The sequence below is a fragment of the Aquibacillus albus genome (assembly GCF_016908325.1).
GTDB lineage: Bacteria > Bacillota > Bacilli > Bacillales > Amphibacillaceae > Aquibacillus_A > Aquibacillus_A albus.
In genome coordinates, this window is sequence record NZ_JAFBDR010000026.1 from 14,219 (window position 1) to 34,963 (window position 20,745).

Annotated in this window: 29 protein-coding genes; all 29 read right to left on the reverse strand. The window is 40.0% G+C overall.

Annotated features, from left to right (window positions below; all coding sequences use genetic code 11):
* Window positions 1-441: 441 nt before the first annotated feature.
* The gene (locus tag JOC48_RS17635) at window positions 442-1,092 is read right to left on the reverse strand and encodes an adenylate kinase (RefSeq protein WP_204501738.1); all 651 of its coding nucleotides are present in this window, start codon (window positions 1,090-1,092) and stop codon (window positions 442-444) included.
* 44 nt (window positions 1,093-1,136) lie between these two features.
* The gene (secY, locus tag JOC48_RS17640; RefSeq protein ID WP_204501739.1) at window positions 1,137-2,432 is read right to left on the reverse strand and encodes a preprotein translocase subunit SecY; all 1,296 of its coding nucleotides are present in this window, start codon (window positions 2,430-2,432) and stop codon (window positions 1,137-1,139) included.
* Window positions 2,432-2,869: a 50S ribosomal protein L15 gene (gene rplO, locus JOC48_RS17645; protein ID WP_204501740.1), complete on the reverse strand. Its 438-nt coding sequence runs from the start codon at window positions 2,867-2,869 to the stop codon at window positions 2,432-2,434. The genes secY and rplO overlap by 1 nt, the downstream gene beginning before the upstream one ends.
* Window positions 2,870-2,900: 31 nt before the next feature.
* Entirely contained in the window at window positions 2,901-3,083 is a 183-nt protein-coding gene (gene rpmD, locus JOC48_RS17650; RefSeq protein ID WP_204501741.1) for a 50S ribosomal protein L30, read from the reverse strand.
* A 13-nt stretch (window positions 3,084-3,096) separates the two neighbouring features.
* Complete coding sequence (gene rpsE, locus JOC48_RS17655; protein ID WP_204501742.1) at window positions 3,097-3,600, reverse strand: 30S ribosomal protein S5; 504 nt, start codon at window positions 3,598-3,600, stop codon at window positions 3,097-3,099.
* A 21-nt stretch (window positions 3,601-3,621) separates the two neighbouring features.
* Entirely contained in the window at window positions 3,622-3,984 is a 363-nt protein-coding gene (gene rplR, locus JOC48_RS17660) for a 50S ribosomal protein L18 (RefSeq protein ID WP_204501743.1), read from the reverse strand.
* 38 nt (window positions 3,985-4,022) lie between these two features.
* The gene (rplF, locus tag JOC48_RS17665; RefSeq protein ID WP_204501744.1) at window positions 4,023-4,559 is read right to left on the reverse strand and encodes a 50S ribosomal protein L6; all 537 of its coding nucleotides are present in this window, start codon (window positions 4,557-4,559) and stop codon (window positions 4,023-4,025) included.
* A 30-nt stretch (window positions 4,560-4,589) separates the two neighbouring features.
* Complete coding sequence (gene rpsH, locus JOC48_RS17670; protein WP_204501745.1) at window positions 4,590-4,988, reverse strand: 30S ribosomal protein S8; 399 nt, start codon at window positions 4,986-4,988, stop codon at window positions 4,590-4,592.
* A 30-nt stretch (window positions 4,989-5,018) separates the two neighbouring features.
* Window positions 5,019-5,204 (reverse strand): 30S ribosomal protein S14, encoded by a 186-nt coding sequence (gene rpsN, locus JOC48_RS17675; RefSeq protein WP_036787751.1) that lies wholly within the window; start codon window positions 5,202-5,204, stop codon window positions 5,019-5,021.
* 28 nt (window positions 5,205-5,232) lie between these two features.
* Window positions 5,233-5,772, reverse strand: coding sequence for a 50S ribosomal protein L5 (gene rplE / locus JOC48_RS17680; RefSeq protein WP_204501746.1), 540 nt, complete (start codon window positions 5,770-5,772; stop codon window positions 5,233-5,235).
* A gap of 26 nt (window positions 5,773-5,798) precedes the next feature.
* Entirely contained in the window at window positions 5,799-6,110 is a 312-nt protein-coding gene (gene rplX / locus JOC48_RS17685) for a 50S ribosomal protein L24 (protein WP_204501747.1), read from the reverse strand.
* Window positions 6,111-6,252: 142 nt separating this feature from the next.
* Window positions 6,253-6,621: a 50S ribosomal protein L14 gene (gene rplN / locus JOC48_RS17690; RefSeq protein ID WP_204501748.1), complete on the reverse strand. Its 369-nt coding sequence runs from the start codon at window positions 6,619-6,621 to the stop codon at window positions 6,253-6,255.
* Between the two features lie 44 nt (window positions 6,622-6,665).
* Window positions 6,666-6,929 carry a 30S ribosomal protein S17 gene (gene rpsQ / locus JOC48_RS17695; RefSeq protein WP_204501749.1) on the reverse strand — a complete coding sequence of 88 codons (264 nt, stop codon included), beginning with the start codon at window positions 6,927-6,929 and terminating at the stop codon, window positions 6,666-6,668.
* 24 nt (window positions 6,930-6,953) lie between these two features.
* Complete coding sequence (gene rpmC / locus JOC48_RS17700; protein WP_204501785.1) at window positions 6,954-7,154, reverse strand: 50S ribosomal protein L29; 201 nt, start codon at window positions 7,152-7,154, stop codon at window positions 6,954-6,956.
* The gene (gene rplP / locus JOC48_RS17705) at window positions 7,144-7,578 is read right to left on the reverse strand and encodes a 50S ribosomal protein L16 (protein ID WP_204501750.1); all 435 of its coding nucleotides are present in this window, start codon (window positions 7,576-7,578) and stop codon (window positions 7,144-7,146) included. The genes rpmC and rplP overlap by 11 nt, the downstream gene beginning before the upstream one ends.
* Before the next feature lie 18 nt (window positions 7,579-7,596).
* Window positions 7,597-8,238 carry a 30S ribosomal protein S3 gene (rpsC, locus tag JOC48_RS17710; protein WP_204501751.1) on the reverse strand — a complete coding sequence of 214 codons (642 nt, stop codon included), beginning with the start codon at window positions 8,236-8,238 and terminating at the stop codon, window positions 7,597-7,599.
* Window positions 8,239-8,241: 3 nt separating this feature from the next.
* Window positions 8,242-8,583 (reverse strand): 50S ribosomal protein L22, encoded by a 342-nt coding sequence (gene rplV, locus JOC48_RS17715; RefSeq protein ID WP_204501752.1) that lies wholly within the window; start codon window positions 8,581-8,583, stop codon window positions 8,242-8,244.
* 19 nt (window positions 8,584-8,602) lie between these two features.
* The gene (gene rpsS, locus JOC48_RS17720) at window positions 8,603-8,881 is read right to left on the reverse strand and encodes a 30S ribosomal protein S19 (RefSeq protein ID WP_204501753.1); all 279 of its coding nucleotides are present in this window, start codon (window positions 8,879-8,881) and stop codon (window positions 8,603-8,605) included.
* Between the two features lie 57 nt (window positions 8,882-8,938).
* Window positions 8,939-9,769: a 50S ribosomal protein L2 gene (rplB, locus tag JOC48_RS17725; protein WP_204501754.1), complete on the reverse strand. Its 831-nt coding sequence runs from the start codon at window positions 9,767-9,769 to the stop codon at window positions 8,939-8,941.
* Window positions 9,770-9,797: 28 nt separating this feature from the next.
* The gene (rplW, locus tag JOC48_RS17730) at window positions 9,798-10,088 is read right to left on the reverse strand and encodes a 50S ribosomal protein L23 (RefSeq protein WP_204501755.1); all 291 of its coding nucleotides are present in this window, start codon (window positions 10,086-10,088) and stop codon (window positions 9,798-9,800) included.
* Window positions 10,088-10,711 carry a 50S ribosomal protein L4 gene (gene rplD / locus JOC48_RS17735; protein ID WP_204501756.1) on the reverse strand — a complete coding sequence of 208 codons (624 nt, stop codon included), beginning with the start codon at window positions 10,709-10,711 and terminating at the stop codon, window positions 10,088-10,090. Before rplD ends, rplW begins: the two co-directional genes overlap by 1 nt.
* A gap of 19 nt (window positions 10,712-10,730) precedes the next feature.
* Window positions 10,731-11,366 carry a 50S ribosomal protein L3 gene (gene rplC / locus JOC48_RS17740; protein WP_204501757.1) on the reverse strand — a complete coding sequence of 212 codons (636 nt, stop codon included), beginning with the start codon at window positions 11,364-11,366 and terminating at the stop codon, window positions 10,731-10,733.
* Between the two features lie 31 nt (window positions 11,367-11,397).
* On the reverse strand, window positions 11,398-11,706 hold the full coding sequence (rpsJ, locus tag JOC48_RS17745) for a 30S ribosomal protein S10 (protein WP_204501758.1): 309 nt from the start codon (window positions 11,704-11,706) through the stop codon (window positions 11,398-11,400).
* Window positions 11,707-12,154: 448 nt separating this feature from the next.
* Window positions 12,155-13,345 (reverse strand): elongation factor Tu, encoded by a 1,191-nt coding sequence (tuf, locus tag JOC48_RS17750; RefSeq protein ID WP_204501759.1) that lies wholly within the window; start codon window positions 13,343-13,345, stop codon window positions 12,155-12,157.
* Window positions 13,346-13,476: 131 nt separating this feature from the next.
* Window positions 13,477-15,555, reverse strand: coding sequence for an elongation factor G (gene fusA, locus JOC48_RS17755; RefSeq protein WP_204501760.1), 2,079 nt, complete (start codon window positions 15,553-15,555; stop codon window positions 13,477-13,479).
* A 39-nt stretch (window positions 15,556-15,594) separates the two neighbouring features.
* On the reverse strand, window positions 15,595-16,065 hold the full coding sequence (rpsG, locus tag JOC48_RS17760; protein WP_204501761.1) for a 30S ribosomal protein S7: 471 nt from the start codon (window positions 16,063-16,065) through the stop codon (window positions 15,595-15,597).
* 44 nt (window positions 16,066-16,109) lie between these two features.
* Window positions 16,110-16,523: a 30S ribosomal protein S12 gene (rpsL, locus tag JOC48_RS17765; protein WP_204501762.1), complete on the reverse strand. Its 414-nt coding sequence runs from the start codon at window positions 16,521-16,523 to the stop codon at window positions 16,110-16,112.
* A 102-nt stretch (window positions 16,524-16,625) separates the two neighbouring features.
* A complete protein-coding gene (locus JOC48_RS17770) occupies window positions 16,626-16,892 on the reverse strand; it encodes a ribosomal L7Ae/L30e/S12e/Gadd45 family protein (RefSeq protein WP_420829229.1) in 267 nt (88 codons plus the stop codon).
* A gap of 135 nt (window positions 16,893-17,027) precedes the next feature.
* Window positions 17,028-20,645, reverse strand: coding sequence for a DNA-directed RNA polymerase subunit beta' (rpoC, locus tag JOC48_RS17775; protein ID WP_204501763.1), 3,618 nt, complete (start codon window positions 20,643-20,645; stop codon window positions 17,028-17,030).
* Window positions 20,646-20,745: the final 100 nt, after the last annotated feature.

Sequence of the window (20,745 nt, forward strand, 5' to 3'; positions counted from 1 at the left end):
TCGAATAAAATATTTGGGTCTTTATGAAATGCTATCTTTATCCACGACCCGCGAAATCTCTGACAATCAGTCATTCAATTGCTATTATGGCATGATATATATTTGAAAGGCGAACACCTGGTTTTGCCTCTTCAAGATCTTTATTAAATAGAAGTCTGAGTAACTTCTAGCGATATAGTGTATTCTTTTCATTCGTATCAGCTGGATACGTCCAAGTTGAACCCCTTAACGAGATCCTTACCTACACAAATATCAATGGAAATGATAGCACCATTATATAGCTTACGCTTGCTAGGATATCATGAATACACCCTACATGAACAAGTGTGCAAATACTACCACGAAAACCATTATACCCTTTAAGCGAAGGAATTGCACCCTTACGACGAATGAAATTCTCGGCAATGTTATCCAATTCTCGTGGTGTTTTGCATACGTGACTTAAGCTAAGTCTTTGAGTTTGCCATTAATATCCTGAAATACTTTATTAATTTCTTGATCTCCGTTTATCGTAAATAGATAACCTTTATTACGGTAAAAGTCTAACATAGGTTCTGTTTGTTCGATGTTAACTTCTAAGCGCTTCGTAACTGTCTCCGGTTTGTCATCATCACGTTGGATTAATTCTGCACCATCTTTATCACAAATGCCCTCTTGTTTAGGTGGATTATAAATCACATGATACGTTGCTCCACAAGTAGGACAGATACGACGTCCAGTTAACCGCTGTACTAGCATATCCTTAGGAACATCAACATGAATGACGGAATCAACTTGTTGATTCATCTCGTTTAACAAATTCTCTAAAGCTTCTGCTTGTGCAACGGTTCTTGGAAAACCATCTAATAGAAAGCCGTTAGCACAATCATCTTTACTTATACGTTCGCGAACAATACCAATAGTAACTTCATCTGGAACAAGTTCACCTTTATCCATAAACGATTTTGCTTTTGCACCGAGCTCGGTTCCTTCTTTAATAGCTAAACGGAACATATCTCCTGTTGAGATATGAGGGATCTTATATTTTTCTACTATTTTTTCAGCCTGTGTACCTTTTCCGGCACCAGGGAGACCCATTAGAATTAAATTCACAGATTTTCCCCCCGCTCATTTTACAATATCATTATCATCTATCTCTACTTAATAAACCCTTTATAATGCCGCTTTACTAATTGGCTTTCTAATTGTTTCATTGTTTGTAAGGCAACCCCTACAACAATCAATAAGCTAGTTCCACCAATTTGTACAGCCTGTGGTAGGTTCGCAATACTTCCTAACACTAACGGCAATACCGAAACTGCAGCAAGGAAAATGGAGCCTACAAATGTTAAACGATACATTACACGAGTTAGATACGTTTGTGTGTTTGTACCTGGACGAATTCCAGGTATATATCCACCTTGCTTTTTAAGATTCTCTGCCATTTGTTCAGGATTAACTTGAACAAATGTATAAAAATAGGTAAAGGCAATAATTAAGGCTACGTAAATTACCATTCCTATCGGCTGAGTATAATCAAAAATGTTAGCTATCACTTCCGCTACTTGGTTTCCTTCAAAAAATCCAGCAACCGTTCTTGGTGCGATGATAAATGAGATAGCAAAAATTACTGGGATAACTCCTGCAGCATTCACCTTTAAAGGCAGATGTGTAGAGTGACCACCAACCGGAGATCGATTTTGTAATTTTTTTGCATATTGAATCGGTATCTTTCGCAATGCCTGTTGAATGAAAATAACACCAACTACAACTGCAATAATCACTAGAACAATCAAAGCAACGATGACAATATTAATAAACAATTCGTTAGCAACATCACCACCGAAGTACTGTTCATAAAGTTGATTAACTCCGTTTGGTATTGCAGCGACAATACCAGCAAAGATCAAGATTGAGATCCCATTTCCTACGCCGTTAGCAGTGATTTGTTCACCAAGCCACATCAAGAAAGCTGTTCCACTTGTTAAAACAATTGCAATAACAAGAAATTTTCCAACTCCCGGTTCTTGGATTAATTGGCCACCAGTCATAGCATTAAAGCCAACGGACATGGCAGCACCTTGAATGAACGCCAAAACGATTGTTCCGTAACGAGTGAATTGAGCTAATTTTTTTCGCCCAACCTCTCCTTGTTTTCTCCACTCAGAGAATTTTTGTACAACATCCATTTGCAGTAGTTGCATGATAATAGAGGCTGTGATATAAGGCATAATCCCCATCGCAAAGATAGAGAAATTTTGTAATGCCCCGCCTCCAAAAGTGTTTAAGAAACCAAAAACACTTTGCTCATTCATAAAATCAATTGCTTCTCTATTAGAAAACGGTACTGGAATAAACGTACCAATTCTAAAAACAACTAACATTAACAGGGTGAATATAATTTTTTGTCTTATATCACTCACGCGCACAAAATTGGAGATTGTACGAAACATTAAATCACCTCAGTTTGGCCGCCCGCTGCTTCAATCGCTTCTTTCGCTGAAGCAGAGAACTTATGAGCTTTTACGGTAAGCTTTTTTTCAACTGCACCGTTGCCAAGTATTTTGATACCTGATTTCAGCTTACTTACTACACCACTTTCTTTTAGTAGCTCTGGTGTTACTTCTGTACCATCTTCAAATTTATTTAGTGTTTCAAGGTTTACAATCGCGAAGTCTTTACGATTAATATTCGTGAATCCGCGTTTAGGTAGACGTTGGAATAAAGGCATTTGACCACCCTCGAAACCTGGACGAACACCGCCGCCAGAACGAGCTTTTTGGCCTTTATGACCACGTCCGGATGTTTTACCATTACCTGAAGACATTCCTCTACCTACACGATTACGTTTTTTACGAGCTTGTGATGGCTTCAATTCATGTGGTTTCATGCGAGCACCTCCTCTTTGCGCTATTGCAATATTATAATTCTTTAACCGCTACTAAGTGCGATACTTTGTTAATCATGCCGCGCACGACATCTGTATCTTCGCGGACTACTGATTGACTAATTTTGTTTAAACCTAATGATTTTACAGTAGCTTTTTGGACTTCAGATCTACCAATTACACTGCGCTTGAGGGTAATTTCTAACTTTTTAGCCATGTGATTTCCCTCCTTATCCTAACAGTTCTTCTACTGACTTACCACGTAATTTAGCTACTTCTTCCGCACGCTTTAATTCGCTCAATCCGTTAATTGTTGCACGAACCATGTTGATTGGTGTGTTAGAACCAAGTGACTTAGAAAGAATGTCACCTACACCTGCAAGTTCAAGCACCGCACGAACTGGTCCACCAGCGATTACCCCAGTACCTTCTGCAGCTGGTTTCAACAAAATACTTCCTGCGCCAAATTCGCCAGTAATTTCATGTGGAATAGTTGTACCAACGATTGGTACCTTAATTAAACTTTTCTTCGCATCATCGATTGCCTTTTTAATTGCATCTGGTACCTCTTGTGCCTTACCAGTACCAAATCCAACGTGGCCATTTTTATCTCCGACTACTACTAAAGCAGCAAAACGGAAACGACGTCCACCTTTAACAACTTTAGCAACACGATTAATTGTTACTACGCGTTCTTCAAGATCTAACTTATTCGGGTCAATGTTTGTACGCAAAATGTGTCCCTCCTTTAACGATTAAAATTCAAGACCTGCTTCACGAGCAGCGTCTGCTAATGCTTTAATACGTCCGTGATATAAATATCCTCCGCGGTCAAAAACGATTGTTTTGTGTCCATCTTCTTGAGCACGAACCGCAAGTAACTGTCCCACTTTTTGAGCAGCTTCAATATTACCCGTAGATTCTAAATCAAAACCTTTGTCAACAGTAGAAGCACTTGCCAATGTTTTATTGTTTACATCATCAATTAATTGTGCATAAATGTGCTTGTTAGAACGGTACACATTTAAACGAGGACGCTCAGCTGTTCCAAAAAGATTTTTACGCACGCGTTGATGTCTTTTTTTACGTACCACGTTCTTATCTGGCTTTGTGATCATCTAGGTCACTCCTTTCTGTTCCCTAACTAACCTTACTATTACTTAGCTGTTTTTCCTTCTTTACGGCGAACATGTTCACCTTCGTAACGAATACCTTTCCCTTTATAAGGTTCTGGTGGACGAATGGCTCTAATGTTTGCAGCGACTGCTCCAACTAGCTCCTTATCAATACCTTTAACTACAACTTTTGTATTGGATGGAACATCAAAATCTACACCTTCACGTTTTTCAACTTCAACTGGGTGTGAATAACCTGCGTTAATCACAAGCTTTTCGCCTTGTTTTTGTGCACGGTAACCAACACCTTGAATCTCAAGAGCCTTTTCATAGCCTTTATGGACACCTTCAACCATGTTTCCAATCAGACTACGAGTTGTACCATGTAATGCACGATGTTCTTTATTATCACTTGGACGTTCAACTGTAAGAACGTTATTGTCAATTTTTATATTCATATCTTCGTGAAAATCACGAGTTAGCTCGCCTTTTGGGCCTTTAACTGTAACAGTGTTTCCATCAATTTTAATGTCAACACCTTCGGGAATTTCAAGTAGTTTCAATCCTATACGAGACATTCAGAGCACCTCCTAACTTATGAATGTGAATTACCAAATATATGCAAGCACTTCGCCACCAATAGCTTGCTCGCGGGCTTCTTTATCAGATAGTACACCTTTTGATGTAGATACGACTGCAATACCAAGTCCGTTCAATACTTTAGGAATTTCATCAGCTTTGGCATACACACGTAACCCAGGTTTACTAATACGCTTCAAACCAGTGATTACACGCTCTTCATTTACTCCGTATTTCAAGAAAAGACGTAAAACACCTTGTTTATTATCTTCAATTAATTCGTAATCGCGGATAAAGCCCTCACGCTTTAAAATATCTGCAACTTCTTTCTTCAGATTAGACGCAGGAAGCTCTAGCTTTTCATGGCGAACCATGTTAGCATTACGAATTCTAGTAAGCATATCTGCAATTGGATCTGTCATAACCATTAATCATTACCTCCTTCCCTAGATCGGGGATTACCAGCTTGCTTTTTTAACACCAGGAATTTGACCTTTATAGGCAAGTTCACGGAAACAAATACGACAAAGTTTAAATTTACGCAAAACAGAGTGAGGACGTCCACAACGTTCACAACGTGTATATTCTTGTACTTTAAACTTTTGTTTGCGTTGTTGCTTCGCGATCATCGATTTTTTAGCCACACAATTCCCTCCTTTTTAGCTATCACGCTTATTTTTGGAAAGGCATGCCAAGTTGAGATAAAAGTTCACGTGCTTCTTCATCAGTATTAGATGTAGTTACGATAACAATATCCATACCGCGAACTTTACTTACTTGATCATAATTTATTTCTGGAAAAATCAATTGTTCTTTAACGCCTAGCGTATAGTTACCACGACCGTCAAAAGCTTTCTTTGATATTCCGCGAAAGTCACGTACACGTGGAAGAGAAACATCAACAAGCTTTTGAAGGAATTCATACATACGCTCTCCACGTAAGGTTACTTTAGCACCGATTGGCATTCCCTCACGAAGACGGAATCCTGCAATTGATTTTTTAGCCTTTGTTACCATTGGTTGTTGTCCTGAAATCAATGCCAATTCCTCTACAGCACTATCAAGCGCCTTTGAATTTTGCACTGCATCTCCAACACCCATATTAATAACGATTTTTTCAACTTTTGGTACTTCCATTACTGAATCATAGTTAAATTTTTCAACTAATGATGAAACAATCTCTTTTTGATATTTTTCTTTCAATTCGTTCATCGAGTAGCCCTCCTTTCGTCGCTAACTTATTTATCTAATGCTTCACCGGATTTTTTAGCGATACGAACTTTCTTTCCATCACGCACTTCATATCCAACACGAGTTGGTTCTCCAGATTTCGGATCAACCGGCAACACATTTGAAACATGAATTGCAGCTTCTTGATTAAGAATTCCACCTTGTGGATTATCCTGTGATGGCTTTGCGTGTTTTTTTACAACGTTGACTCCTTCAACTAAAACACGTTCCTTCTTTGGATATGCCGCAATAATTGTTCCTTGTTTGCCTTTATCTTTTCCGGAGATTACTTGAACTTTGTCACCTTTTTTCACATGCATACTTGATGCACCTCCTTACAAGGCATTTACTACTTTTTTCTTAGTTCATACAGTTTAATAAATCCAATCACTCTCATAAATCGAATCAAGAAAACTTAAACCTAAGCATGATTAGTATAGCTATCTTACTGTTGAACTATATTTATAATACTTCTGGAGCTAAAGATACAATTTTCATGAATTTAGCATCACGTAATTCACGTGCAACCGGTCCAAAAATACGAGTACCCCTTGGACTCTTATCGTCACGGATAATTACAGCTGCATTTTCGTCAAATCTAATATAGGAACCATCTTTTCTGCGTACGCCACTCTTCGAACGTACAACAACAGCTCTTACAACGTCACCTTTTTTGACAACGCCGCCAGGTGTTGCTTGTTTCACCGTACAAACAATTACATCACCAATATTAGCTGTCTTACGTCCTGAACCTCCAAGCACTTTAATAGTAAGTACTTCACGAGCTCCCGAGTTGTCCGCAACTTTCAAACGAGATTCTTGTTGTATCATAAGGCTGTTACCTCCCTTCGGAATTGATCCGACCATTCTTTAGTTTAGATAATTACTGCTTCTTCAACAACTTCTACAAGACGGAAACGTTTTGTAGCTGATAGTGGACGAGTTTCCATGATGCTAACAATATCACCAGTTTTTGCCTGGTTGTTTTCATCATGAGCTTTAAGCTTCTTGGAATACTTAACACGTTTACCGTATAACTTATGAAACTTATAAGTCTCAACTAACACTGTAATGGTTTTATCCATTTTATCTGATACAACACGGCCAGTATAGACCTTTCGATTGTTACGCTCACTCATTTGAGGCTAACCTCCTCTCAGGATCTAGTTATTAACACTAAGCTCTCTTTCACGAACGACAGTTTTCATACGCGCAATTGATTTACGAACTTCACGAAGACGTGCTGTATTCTCCAGTTGACCAGTAGCTAACTGGAAGCGCAAGTTGAAAAGTTCTTCTTTTAGAGCTTTTACTTTTTGTTCAATTTCGGCAGTGGTTAGTTCTCTGATTTCATTAGCCTTCATTGATTTCACCACCAATTTCTTCACGTTTTACAAATTTAGTTTTAATCGGCAGTTTGTGAGAAGCAAGACGTAATGCTTCACGAGCTACTTCTTCAGAAACTCCTGCGATTTCAAACATTATTTTTCCTGGTTTAACTACTGCTACCCATCCTTCTGGAGCACCTTTACCGGAACCCATTCGAACCTCTAAAGGCTTAGCAGTATATGGTTTGTCAGGAAAGATTTTAATCCAAACTTTCCCGCCACGTTTCATATAACGAGTCATTGCAATACGAGCAGCCTCAATTTGACGACTTGTGATCCATGAAGCTTCTACAGCTTGTAATCCATATTCTCCAAAAGCAACAGACGTTCCGCCTTTTGCTTTTCCATTCATTTTACCACGGTGTTGTCTACGATATTTTACACGTTTAGGCATTAACATAATGCTCAGCCCCCTTCCTTACTTATTGTTTTTTGTCGGAAGGACTTCTCCACGGTAGATCCATACTTTTACGCCAAGTTTACCGTAAGTAGTATCTGCTTCTGCAGTACCATAATCAATATCTGCACGTAAAGTATGAAGTGGAACAGTTCCTTCGCTATAGTGTTCTGCACGAGCGATATCAGCACCGCCAAGACGACCAGAAACCATTGTGCGAATACCCTTAGCTCCTGCACGCATCGCGCGTTGAATTGTTTGCTTCTGTGCACGACGGAATGAAATACGATTTTCTAGCTGGCGCGCAATATTTTCAGCCACTAATTTAGCATCTAAATCAGCTTTTTTCACTTCAATAATGTTAATATGAACTCTTTTACCAGTTAGAGCATTTAATGATTTTCTTAGTGCTTCAACTTCAGAACCGCCTTTACCGATTACCATTCCTGGTTTAGCAGTTGAAATCGAAATGTTCACTCGGTTCGCTGCACGTTCAATTTCAACACTTGATACAGCAGCTTCTTTTAGACGTTGTTCAATATATTCACGAATTTTAATGTCTTCATGCAATAAGTCTGCATAGTCCTTGCCAGCGTACCATTTGGATTCCCAATCACGGATAACGCCGACACGAAGTCCTACCGGATTAACTTTTTGACCCACAGATTATCCCTCCTTCTTTTCTGATACAACCACAGTAATGTGGCTAGTTCTTTTATTGATTTGACTCGCACGTCCCATAGCACGTGGACGGAAACGTTTCAATGTTACACCCTCATCCACAAATGCTTCAGAAACAATTAAGTCATCTGGATTCATTTCATAGTTATGCTCTGCGTTTGCGATAGCAGAACGAAGTACTTTTTCTACTTCTGGCGACGCGCCACGTTGTGTGTGTTTTAATATAGCAATTGCTTCTCCAACATTCTTTCCTCGAATTAAATCTACGACCAAACGAACTTTACGAGGAGCTATACGAACAGTTTTTGCAACAGCTTTTGCTTGCATCGAGATTGCCTCCTCTCATTTAGCGTTTTGTTTTCTTATCATCGCCTGCATGCCCTTTATAAGTGCGGGATGGCGCGAATTCTCCTAGTTTGTGACCAACCATATCTTCAGTAATGAACACCGGTACATGTTTACGACCGTCATATACTGCGATTGTATGACCAACAAAGTTAGGGAATATTGTAGAACGACGTGACCAAGTTTTAACCACTTGTTTTTTGTCTGATTCATTTAAGTTCTCGACTTTTTTCATCAAATGGTCATCTACGAAAGGTCCCTTTTTCAAGCTACGACCCATACATAAACCTCCCTTTGCGATTGATAGACGGGCGATTGTTCCCGCCGTACAACCAGTTTATTTTTTACGTTTACGTACAATAAATTTGTCTGTTGGCTTATTACGCTTACGCGTTTTATATCCAAGTGTTGGTTTGCCCCAAGGAGACATTGGTGATTTACGACCGATTGGAGCACGTCCTTCACCACCACCATGCGGGTGATCATTCGGGTTCATTACAGAACCACGTACAGTTGGGCGTTTACCCTGCCAACGAGAACGTCCTGCTTTACCAACGCTAATCAATTCATGCTCTAAGTTTCCTACTTGACCAATAGTCGCACGGCAAGTACCAAGAACTAGACGTACTTCTCCTGAGCTCAAACGAACCAATACATACTTACCTTCACGGCCTAAAATTTGTGCTTGTGAACCTGCAGAACGTGCAAGCTGTCCTCCAAATCCAGGCTTTAATTCAATGTTGTGAATGATTGTACCTACTGGAATGTTTTCAAGTGGAAGTGCATTACCAAGTTTAATATCTGCATTTTCACCAGAGATAATTTCGTTTCCTACTTGCAAGCCTTTTGGCGCTAAAATATAACGTTTCTCACCATCTTTATAGTTAATTAACGCAATATTAGCTGTGCGGTTAGGGTCATATTCGATTGTAGCAACGCGTCCAGGTATTCCATCTTTGTCGCGCTTAAAATCGATAATGCGGTATTTACGCTTATGCCCACCGCCTTGATGACGAACAGTCAACTTACCCTGATTGTTACGTCCACCACGTTTGCTTAATGGTGCAAGCAGGGATTTTTCTGGGTGATCAGTAGTGATTTCAGCAAAATCAGAAACTGACATACCGCGTCGACCATTAGAAGTTGGTTTATACTTTTTAATCGCCATCTTTTTCCCTCCTTCTCAGTTAATTGTTTTATACTCCTTCAAAGAACTCTAGTTCTTTACTGTCTTCTGATAGCTTGACAACTGCTTTCTTACGTTTTGGGCGAAATCCGCCATAACGTCCCATACGCTTGAATTTACCTTTTAGGTTCATCGTGTTTACTTGCTCTACCTTCACTCCAAAAATTAATTCAACCGCATCTTTGATTTCAGTTTTGTTTGCTCTTGTATCCACTTCAAAAGTGTACTTCTTCTCTGCCATAAGATCCGCAGAGTGTTCTGTAATGACAGGGCGCTTAATAACATCGCGTGGATCTCTCATTATGAAAGCACCTCCCCTGCTTTTTCAGCTGCATCCTTCGTTATAATCAGCTTGTCATGCGTAAGCAAGTCTAGTACATTTACTTCACTTACAGTTAGTACCTTTACATTCGGTAAGTTATTTGCTGAACGAGAAACTACTTCATCTTTATCAGCAGTAACAATCAATGCTTTTTCTTCTACACTTAATGCTGAAAGAAGGTTAACTATTTCTTTTGTTTTAGGAGCTTCAATCGCAAAGCCTTCTAGAACTACTAAGCTATCTTCTTTCACCTTAGAAGAATAAGCAGATTTAAGAGCTAGTCTTCGAACTTTCTTCGGTAGTTTATAACTATAACTACGTGGAGTTGGTCCAAATACAGTTCCACCGCCTACCCATTGAGGGGAACGAATAGAACCTTGACGTGCACGACCAGTTCCCTTTTGACGCCATGGCTTACGTCCACCACCGCTAACTTCTGAACGATTTTTAACAGCGTGTGTACCTTGACGTAGAGAAGCACGTTGCATCACTACAGCATCGTGTAATACGTGCTCATTTGGTTCAATACCAAATACAGCATCACTTAATTCAACATCGCCTACTTGCGATCCACTTTGATTATATAGTGCTACTTTAGGCATGACATATCCTCCCTTCGACTTATGATTGGTTAGCCTTTACTGCACTCGTAACTTTCACGAATGATTTCTTTGCACCAGGTACGTTACCTTTAATAAGTAACAGATTGCGTTCTGTATCTACTTTAACGATTTCTAGGTTTTGAATCGTGATTTGTTCTCCACCCATTTGACCCGGAAGATTTTTACCTTTAAATACGTGCATTGGATCAATCGGACCCATTGTACCAGGTCTTCTATGATAACGAGAACCGTGTGTCATTGGTCCGCGGGATTGGTTGTGGCGCTTGATTGCACCTTGGAATCCTTTACCTTTAGAAGTACCAGTTACATCAATTTTGTCTCCTGCTTGAAAAACCTCTACGCTAATCTCTTGACCTACTTCATATTCATCAAGATTTGCGTTACGGATTTCACGAACGAAGCGCTTAGGGTTCGTGTTTGCTTTTTCAGCATGGCCTTTTTCTGGCTTGTTTGCACGATTTCCCTTTTTATCAGCAAATCCAATCTGGACTGCTTCATACCCATCGTTTTCAGCCGTTCTCTTTTGTAGAACAACGTTAGGCTCTGCTTCAACAACTGTAACAGGTATTAATTCTCCATCTTCAGAGAACAACTGTGTCATGCCTACTTTGCGTCCTAAGATTCCTTTCGTCATCCGTCACACCTCCTATAGTGATAAATTTCTATTATAATTTGATTTCGATATCCACACCAGATGGTAAGTCAAGTCGCATTAACGAATCAACCGTTTGTGGTGTTGGACTAACAATATCGATAAGACGTTTGTGTGTGCGCATTTCAAATTGCTCACGTGCATCTTTATACTTGTGTACTGCACGCAAAATTGTATAAACAGCTTTTTCTGTCGGTAGTGGAATCGGTCCAGAAACACCAGCTCCAGAACGCTTTGCAGTATCTACAATTTTTTCAGCGGATTGATCTAAAATACGGTGATCATACGCCTTTAATCGAATTCTAATCTTTTCCTTTGCCATTATTTTCCCTCCTTTTCGCCCATTTTCATAATAGACATTCTCCGCGAAAATTCCTTGACCACCCCGCCATGGCAAAGGGGCCGGGTGTGTCAACAACCTTCCGCTTCATCGCCTTTAATGACCAACATTACTAATTATATAGAAAACATGCGGTCATTGCAACCATAAATTTAACTTTTTCTAGTTATTTATTTATTGCACCCTTCGTATTATACAAGACAGTTATAACCATTTCAACCTTCTATTAATGCTTATTCTTTCCAATTATTGAAGGCTTTTAACATTTTTACACATAATTTATTTCTTTGATTAGGATTTGTGATTGGCACTGGATCTGGACGTCGCTAATCTATCTAAACGGATATCAACTCTCAAGTATATTTAAAATTTCCTACACCATAAAAAAACAGACAACGAAAGACTCGTTGTCTGTTTAAACATTAGATTATTACTTTTGAATGCTAGCTACAACACCAGCGCCTACTGTACGTCCACCTTCACGAATAGAGAACTTAGTTCCTTCTTCGATCGCGATTGGAGAGATAAGTTCAACAGTCATTTCAACGTTATCTCCAGGCATTACCATTTCTACACCTTCAGGAAGGTTGATTACACCAGTTACATCCGTTGTACGGAAGTAGAACTGTGGACGGTAGTTTGTGAAGAATGGAGTGTGACGTCCACCCTCTTCTTTAGATAATACATAAACCTCTGCTTTGAAGTTAGTGTGTGGAGTGATAGAACCAGGCTTAGCAAGTACTTGTCCACGGTTAATATCATCACGTGCTACCCCACGCAATAGTGCACCAATGTTGTCTCCAGCTTCTGCATAGTCAAGAAGCTTACGGAACATTTCAACACCAGTTACAGTCGTTTTCTTAGCTTCTTCCGCTAGACCAATAATATCAACTTCGTCACCAACTTTTACTACTCCACGCTCAACACGTCCAGTAGCAACAGTACCACGACCAGTGATTGAGAATACGTCCTCAACTGGCATCATGAATGGCTTTTCAGTGTCACGGTCAGGTCTAGGGATGTACTCATCAACTGCTTCCATTAATTCATAGATTGCATTAACATACTCTTCGTCACCTTCTAGTGCTTTAAGAGCAGAACCTTTGATTACTGGTACGTCATCACCAGGGAAGTCGTATTCAGAAAGAAGATCGCGAACTTCCATTTCAACTAGCTCAAGTAATTCTTCATCGTCTACCATGTCACACTTGTTAAGGAATACTACAATCGCAGGTACACCAACCTGACGAGAAAGCAGAATGTGCTCACGAGTTTGTGGCATTGGACCATCTGCAGCAGATACTACAAGGATAGCTCCGTCCATTTGTGCAGCACCAGTGATCATGTTTTTAACATAGTCAGCGTGACCTGGGCAGTCAACGTGTGCATAGTGACGGTTGTCCGTTTCATATTCTACGTGTGCAGTAGAGATAGTGATACCACGCTCTTTTTCTTCAGGCGCACCATCAATTTGGTCATATGCGCGTGCTTCACCTTTACCATATTTGTTAAATAATACAGTAGTGATTGCAGCTGTTAAAGTAGTTTTTCCGTGGTCAACGTGACCAATTGTACCAATATTAACGTGGTCTTTGGAACGATCAAATTTTTCTTTACCCATTTATAGTTCCTCCTTAATTAAGTAAAAAGTGTTTTTTTTTATAATAAATGTATGTTCGGCTCAGAAACAACAACTTGTGTTGTTTCTAAGCTTACAATACAAGTTATACTTGATGAAACTGAAAAAATCAATTATTCACCAGCATTTTTCTTAATAATTTCTTCTGAAATGCTCTTTGGCACTTCTTCATAGTGGTCAAAGTGCATTGTGTACGTTCCACGCCCTTGTGTGTTGGAACGTAGTGCTGTTGCATAACCAAACATTTCTGCCAATGGAACAAATGCTTTTACCACTTGTGCAGGTCCACGAGCTTCCATGCCTTCTACGCGTCCACGACGTGAAGTTACATCACCCATAATGTCACCCATATATTCTTCAGGGATTACGACCTCTACCTTCATCATTGGTTCAAGGATTACAGGTTGACATTTATTTTTCGCAGCTTTCAGTGCCATTGACGCAGCAACCTTAAATGCCATCTCGTTGGAGTCAACATCGTGGTAGCTTCCATCATATAATGTAGCTTTTACGTCAACAAGTGGATAACCGGCTAACACACCGTTTTCCATTGATTCTTTGATACCTGCTTCAACGGAAGGGATGTACTCACGCGGAACAACACCACCAACAATTTTGTTGACGAACTCAAAGCCTGCTCCTTCTTCATTTGGTTCAAACTTAACCCAAACGTGACCGTACTGTCCACGACCACCTGATTGTCGAACGAATTTACCCTCAACTTCAGCCGATCCGCGGAACGTTTCACGGTAAGATACTTGTGGAGCACCAACATTTGCTTCTACTTTAAACTCACGCTTTAGACGATCGACAATAATATCAAGGTGTAGTTCACCCATACCTGAAATAATTGTTTGACCAGTTTCAGTGTTCGTTTCTGTCTTAAATGTTGGGTCTTCCTCGGCTAATTTACCTAGTGCTACAGACATTTTATCTTGGTCTGCTTTTGACTTAGGTTCAATTGCAACAGAGATAACTGGTTCTGGGAATTCCATAGATTCAAGAATTACTAAATTCTTTTCATCACATAACGTGTCCCCTGTTCCTGTATCTTTTAAACCTACAGCTCCAGCAATATCTCCTGCATATACAGTAGAAATCTCTTCTCTAGAGTTCGCGTGCATTTGTAGGATTCGTCCTACTCGTTCTCGCTTACCTTTTGTTGAGTTTCTAATATAAGAACCAGAATCCAAAGTACCAGAGTAAACTCGGAAGAAAGTTAGTTTACCAACGAACGGATCTGTCGCAACTTTAAACGCCAATGCAGAGAATGGTTCGTCATCGCTTGATTTACGAACTACGTCTTCATCTGTGTCAGGTACATGACCTTCAATTGGTGGTACATCTGTTGGAGCTGGTAAATAATCAATAACTCCATCGATTAGTAACTGAACACCTTTGTTTTTAAATGCAGAACCACAGAATACCGGGTAGAATTCAACGCTTAATGTAGCTGTACGAACAGCTTGTTTAAGTTCCTCGTTCGAAATTTCTTCCCCTTCTAGGTATTTCATCATTAATTCTTCATCAAGCTCTGCTACAGCTTCCACAAGTCCAGTTCTGTATTCTTCTGCTTGTTGCTTATACTCATCTGGAATAGGACGCGCTTCTGCACGTGTTCCTAAATCATCCAGGTAGTAGTATGCTTCCATGTTGATTAGATCGATAATTCCTTCGAATTCGTCTTCAGCACCGATAGGAAGTTGAACCGGATGAGCATTTGCACCCAACCGATCTCCTAATGTGCCAACAGAGTATAGGAAGTCTGCACCGACTTTATCCATTTTATTAACAAATACGATACGAGGAACACCGTATGTTGTAGCTTGGCGCCAAACGGTTTCTGTTTGTGGTTCTACACCTGATTGTGCGTCAAGAACAGCAATAGCGCCGTCTAGTACACGCAAGGAACGTTCAACCTCAACTGTGAAGTCCACGTGTCCTGGTGTGTCGATAATGTTAATACGATGACCTTTCCATTGAGCAGTTGTTGCAGCTGACGTAATTGTAATACCTCGCTCTTGCTCCTGCTCCATCCAGTCCATTTGAGAAGCACCTTCATGTGTTTCTCCAATTTTATGGATACGTCCTGTGTAGAAAAGAATACGCTCGGTAGCTGTTGTTTTACCAGCATCAATGTGTGCCATTATACCGATATTACGAGTCTTTTCCAAGGAGAACTCTCTAGGCATGAATCTTTCTCCTTCCTATTGTAAAAATTAGTTTGTATTTTACCAACGATAGTGAGCGAAGGCTTTATTCGCTTCTGCCATCTTGTGCATATCTTCTCTTTTCTTAACAGATGCACCTGTATTGTTTGAAGCATCAAGGATTTCATTCGCTAAACGCTCTTCCATTGTTTTTTCACCGCGAAGACGTGAATAGTTTACAATGTAGCGTAATCCTAGTGCTTGACGGCGTTCTGGGCGTACTTCAACTGGCACTTGATAGTTGGAACCACCCACACGACGTGCACGAACTTCAAGTACAGGCATAACATTTTTCATCGCTTGTTCAAATACTTCCATAGCATCTTTTCCGCTACGTTCTTGAACAAGTTCAAAAGCTTTATAAAGTATTTTTTGTGCCTTCCCTCTTTTTCCATCAATCATGATTTGATTGATCAAACGAGTTACTAGTTTAGAACTGTGTAACGGATCTGGCAAGACATCACGCTTTGGTACTGGTCCTTTACGTGGCATATGTCCCCCTCCTTTCTTCTACTTGTTGTAATTAAAAAGTTAGCTTATTTTTTAGGTCTCTTTGTTCCGTACTTAGAACGACCTTGCGCACGACCTTCTACACCAGCCGTATCAAGTGCTCCACGTACGATATGGTAACGTACACCAGGCAAGTCTTTTACACGACCTCCACGAATCAATACAACACTGTGCTCTTGAAGGTTGTGCCCGATTCCTGGGATATATGCAGTTACCTCGATACCATTAGTCAAACGAACACGCGCATACTTACGTAGTGCTGAGTTCGGTTTTTTCGGAGTTAATGTACCAACACGAGTACATACACCACGTTTTTGTGGAGAAGATTGATCTGTTAATGATTTCTTAAAGCTGTTGTACCCTTTGTTAAGTGCTGGTGAGTCGGATTTTCTTCCTTTGCTTACACGACCTTTACGTACTAATTGGTTAATTGTAGGCATATTTTTTCCTCCTTTCAGTCATAAGAATGTAATACCACACATCCAGGTGGTTCATATCAAGGCAAAAAACAAAGCTTTCGCAAAAAATGCTTTGCCAAAACTTTATTGCTTTATCGCCACTGCCGCTGTACTGACATCTATCCCACATACTTGACCAAGCTTTCTCTTTGATTCTACTCGGTAACAAGGAATGTTATATTCATTAGCCAGACGTGATACTTTATTGGTTATATGCTGATCAGCATCTTCAGCTATTACAACTTCGGCAGCTTCACCATTTTTCATGGCTTTAATTGTTTGTTTGGTTCCTATAATTAAACCCGCTTTAACCTGTGCTACTTTTTCATAAGACATCAATGCATCCTCCAAAGCAACAAGGATAACGGAAGCACCTTGAATATATTATCACTCTAACATTTGTATGTCAACTCAATTTTAGAGACTAATTTAGAGAAAAATATAATCAAGTAATGCTTCCAACTAAAACCTTGTTCTTTTAATAGACTACTCTATTGTTACTTCCTCTGTTAGTTGCTCTTCTGTCAACTCTTCTGGTGCTTCATCTGTTTTCACATTAACTTTCCGATACTTCTGCATCCCAGTTCCAGCAGGTACCAACTTACCAATAATTACATTTTCTTTTAATCCTAATAACTCATCGCGTTTTCCTTTAATTGCTGCATCCGTTAATACACGAGTTGTTTCCTGGAATGATGCTGCAGATAAGAATGAATCTGTTTCAAGTGATGCTTTCGTAATACCTAAGATAACAGGTCTTCCAACTGCTGGTTGGTTACCGTCTTGAAGCACTTTTCTGTTTGCCTCTTTAAACTGATGAACTTCAAGTAGAGATCCAGGTAATACATCCGTGTCTCCTGCATCAGCGACTCTTACTTTACGAAGCATTTGTCGTACCATAACTTCTACGTGTTTATCGCCGATTTCAACCCCCTGCATACGGTAAACCTTTTGCACTTCTTTTAACAGGTAAGTTTGAACACCTTCAAGACCTTGGATTTTTAATAATTCTTTTGGATCAATGGAACCTTCTGTTAGCGCCTGACCCGCAACTACAACATCTCCAACTGCTACCTTTAATCTAGCTCCATATGGTGCAGTATATGATTTGCTTTCCACATCGCCTTGAACAACAATTTCCTGCTTATCCTTTACTTCTTCTATGCTCTGAACGGTACCATGAATTTCAGTGATTAACGCCTGACCTTTCGGGTTACGGGCTTCAAACACCTCTTGAATACGAGGTAAACCTTGAGTAATATCGCTACCTGCTACCCCGCCAGTGTGGAAGGTACGCATGGTAAGCTGTGTACCTGGTTCACCAATAGATTGTGCTGCAATAATACCTACCGCTTCACCAACTTCAACTTCTTCGCCAGTTGCAAGGTTACGTCCGTAGCACTTCTTACAAGCGCCGTGTTTTGTATTGCATGTAAATACAGACCGAATCGTTACCGTTTCAATATCAGCATCCACAATATCCTTCGCTAAATCTTCTGTGATGACTTCATTTTTATCAACAATGACTTTCCCTGATTCTGGATGACGAACCATTTGGAACGATGTTCTGCCGATTAGTCGATCAATTAACGGTTCAATTAATTCTGTACCCTCTGTGATAGCCTCAACAGTTAATCCACGATCAGTACCGCAATCCTCTTCTCGAATAATTACATCCTGCGCAACATCGACTAAACGACGAGTTAGATAACCAGAATCGGCCGTTTTAAGTGCCGTATCCGCAAGACCTTTACGAGCACCGTGGGTAGAGATAAAGTACTCTAACACTGTTAAACCTTCACGGAAGCTAGACTTAATCGGTAACTCAATAATACGTCCAGCCGGGTTGGCCATTAATCCACGCATACCCGCAAGCTGTGTAAAGTTAGAAGCATTACCACGGGCACCAGAGTCACTCATCATGAAGATAGGATTTCGTGGATTTAATGTTTTCATCAACTTCTCTTGAATGACATCCTTCGCTTGTGACCATATAGAAATTACACGATCATATCGCTCTTCTTCTGTAATTAAACCTCGACGGAACTGCTTTAATACTTTATCGACTTTTGCCTGTGCTTCTTCAAGAATTTCTTCTTTCTCAGCTAATACGACAATGTCAGATACACCTACAGTAATACCTGCTTTCGTAGAAAACTCAAAGCCAAGGTCCTTCATACGGTCAAGCATTTTGGAAGTTTCACTAATCTTAAATCGTTTAAACACTTCAGCAATGATATCTCCCAAAATTCCTTTTTTGAACGGTGCAATTATCTCACGCTCAGCAATAAGTTCCCTCACATTCTCGCCTTTAGGAATGAAATATTTCTCAGGCGTACCAACCTCAAGATTTTCGTGTGTTGGTTCATTCATATACGGGAACGAATTTGGAAGCATATGGTTAAATATTAATTTTCCTACTGTAGTGATTAATAATTGACCAGTCTGTTCTTCTGTCAATGTTTCATTTCCTAAAGAGCCAGCCTGAACTGCAACTCTTGTATGCAAGTGGACATAGCCACTTTGATAAGCGATTAAAGCTTCACTTAAATCCTTGAATACCATTCCTTCTCCAACTGCGCCTTCACGTTCCATTGTTAAATAGTAGTTACCTAAAACCATATCCTGTGAAGGAGTAACTACCGGCTTTCCGTCTTTTGGATTTAAGATGTTTTGTGCAGCTAACATTAAAATCCGAGCCTCTGCTTGAGCTTCAGCTGACAATGGTACGTGAACAGCCATTTGATCCCCATCAAAGTCAGCGTTGTAAGCTGTACAAACGAGTGGGTGCAAGCGAATGGCGCGGCCTTCTACCAATGTTGGTTCAAATGCTTGAATACCTAAACGGTGTAACGTTGGTGCACGGTTCAGTAATACAGGATGTTCCTTGATTACTTCCTCCAACACATCCCAAACCTCCGGATGTAAGCGTTCAATTTTACGTTTAGCAGATTTAATATTGTGAGCTAAACCTTTTTCAACTAGCTCTTTCATTATAAATGGCTTGAATAATTCAACTGCCATTTCTTTTGGAAGACCACATTGATACATTTTTAAATGTGGACCCACAACGATAACAGAACGTCCTGAATAGTCAACACGTTTACCTAGTAAATTTTGACGGAAACGCCCTTGCTTTCCTTTAAGCATATGTGACAGGGATTTTAGCGGTCGGTTCCCTGGTCCAGTAACCGGTCGACCACGACGACCATTATCAATTAATGCATCAACAGCTTCCTGTAACATACGTTTTTCATTTTGAACGATAATGCTTGGAGCACCTAAATCCAATAAACGCTTTAAACGATTATTACGATTAATAACACGACGATATAAATCGTTTAAGTCAGAAGTTGCGAATCGCCCACCGTCTAATTGGACCATCGGCCTTAATTCTGGTGGAATAATCGGTAATACATCTAAAATCATCCAAGACGGGTTGTTACCAGAATTACGGAACGCCTCAATAACCTCTAAACGCTTAATAGCACGGGTTCTCCGCTGACCTTGAGCTGATTTTAACTCTTCTCTAAGCAAGTCAACTTCCTTTTCGAGATCTATATCGTATAACAGTTTTTTAATTGCCTCTGCACCCATTTGAGCTTGGAAAGATTGCCCATACTTTTCACGATAAGCACGGTACTCTTTCTCGGACAACAACTGCTTCTTCTCAAGTGCTGTATCCCCGGAATCGGTAACGATGTACGCCGCAAAATAGATAACTTCCTCTAAAGCCCTTGGTGACATATCTAATACTAATCCCATTCGACTTGGAATACCCTTGAAATACCATATGTGGGATACTGGAGCAGCTAATTCAATATGCCCCATACGCTCACGACGGACTTTTGATTTCGTCACTTCTACTCCACATCGGTCACAAACAACGCCTTTATAACGAACGCGCTTGTATTTACCACAATGACATTCCCAGTCTTTTTGTGGTCCAAAAATTCTTTCACAGAACAAACCATCTTTTTCTGGTTTTAATGTACGATAATTAATTGTTTCTGGTTTTTTTACCTCACCAAACGACCATGAACGAATCTTATCAGGTGAAGCCAAGCCAATTTTCATAAATTCAAAGTTATTAACATCTATCAAGGGGCCTACCTCCCTTTTAGTCTAAGGTTTTACCCGAAGCAAAGAGCCATATTTCATCTTTTAGAGGTGTACGAACAATGCCCCATTGGATTGTGACTAA

Excerpts from the sequence above, each read along its gene's own strand:
- secY (WP_204501739.1), bottom strand. The coding sequence starts at position 2,432 with ATGTTTCGTACAATCTCCAATTTTGTGCGCGTGAGTGATATAAGACAA.
- rplO (WP_204501740.1), bottom strand. The coding sequence starts at position 2,869 with ATGAAACCACATGAATTGAAGCCATCACAAGCTCGTAAAAAACGTAAT.
- rpmD (WP_204501741.1), bottom strand. The coding sequence starts at position 3,083 with ATGGCTAAAAAGTTAGAAATTACCCTCAAGCGCAGTGTAATTGGTAGA.
- rplR (WP_204501743.1), bottom strand. The coding sequence starts at position 3,984 with ATGATCACAAAGCCAGATAAGAACGTGGTACGTAAAAAAAGACATCAA.
- rplF (WP_204501744.1), bottom strand. The coding sequence starts at position 4,559 with ATGTCTCGTATAGGATTGAAACTACTTGAAATTCCCGAAGGTGTTGAC.
- rpsH (WP_204501745.1), bottom strand. The coding sequence starts at position 4,988 with ATGGTTATGACAGATCCAATTGCAGATATGCTTACTAGAATTCGTAAT.
- rplE (WP_204501746.1), bottom strand. The coding sequence starts at position 5,772 with ATGAACGAATTGAAAGAAAAATATCAAAAAGAGATTGTTTCATCATTA.
- rplX (WP_204501747.1), bottom strand. The coding sequence starts at position 6,110 with ATGCATGTGAAAAAAGGTGACAAAGTTCAAGTAATCTCCGGAAAAGAT.
- rplN (WP_204501748.1), bottom strand. The coding sequence starts at position 6,621 with ATGATACAACAAGAATCTCGTTTGAAAGTTGCGGACAACTCGGGAGCT.
- rpsQ (WP_204501749.1), bottom strand. The coding sequence starts at position 6,929 with ATGAGTGAGCGTAACAATCGAAAGGTCTATACTGGCCGTGTTGTATCA.
- rpmC (WP_204501785.1), bottom strand. The coding sequence starts at position 7,154 with ATGAAGGCTAATGAAATCAGAGAACTAACCACTGCCGAAATTGAACAA.
- rplP (WP_204501750.1), bottom strand. The coding sequence starts at position 7,578 with ATGTTAATGCCTAAACGTGTAAAATATCGTAGACAACACCGTGGTAAA.
- rplV (WP_204501752.1), bottom strand. The coding sequence starts at position 8,583 with ATGCAAGCAAAAGCTGTTGCAAAAACTGTTCGTATAGCTCCTCGTAAA.
- rpsS (WP_204501753.1), bottom strand. The coding sequence starts at position 8,881 with ATGGGTCGTAGCTTGAAAAAGGGACCTTTCGTAGATGACCATTTGATG.
- rplB (WP_204501754.1), bottom strand. The coding sequence starts at position 9,769 with ATGGCGATTAAAAAGTATAAACCAACTTCTAATGGTCGACGCGGTATG.
- rplW (WP_204501755.1), bottom strand. The coding sequence starts at position 10,088 with ATGAGAGATCCACGCGATGTTATTAAGCGCCCTGTCATTACAGAACAC.
- rplD (WP_204501756.1), bottom strand. The coding sequence starts at position 10,711 with ATGCCTAAAGTAGCACTATATAATCAAAGTGGATCGCAAGTAGGCGAT.
- rplC (WP_204501757.1), bottom strand. The coding sequence starts at position 11,366 with ATGACGAAAGGAATCTTAGGACGCAAAGTAGGCATGACACAGTTGTTC.
- rpsJ (WP_204501758.1), bottom strand. The coding sequence starts at position 11,706 with ATGGCAAAGGAAAAGATTAGAATTCGATTAAAGGCGTATGATCACCGT.
- tuf (WP_204501759.1), bottom strand. The coding sequence starts at position 13,345 with ATGGGTAAAGAAAAATTTGATCGTTCCAAAGACCACGTTAATATTGGT.
- fusA (WP_204501760.1), bottom strand. The coding sequence starts at position 15,555 with ATGCCTAGAGAGTTCTCCTTGGAAAAGACTCGTAATATCGGTATAATG.
- rpsG (WP_204501761.1), bottom strand. The coding sequence starts at position 16,065 with ATGCCACGTAAAGGACCAGTACCAAAGCGTGATGTCTTGCCAGATCCG.
- rpsL (WP_204501762.1), bottom strand. The coding sequence starts at position 16,523 with ATGCCTACAATTAACCAATTAGTACGTAAAGGTCGTGTAAGCAAAGGA.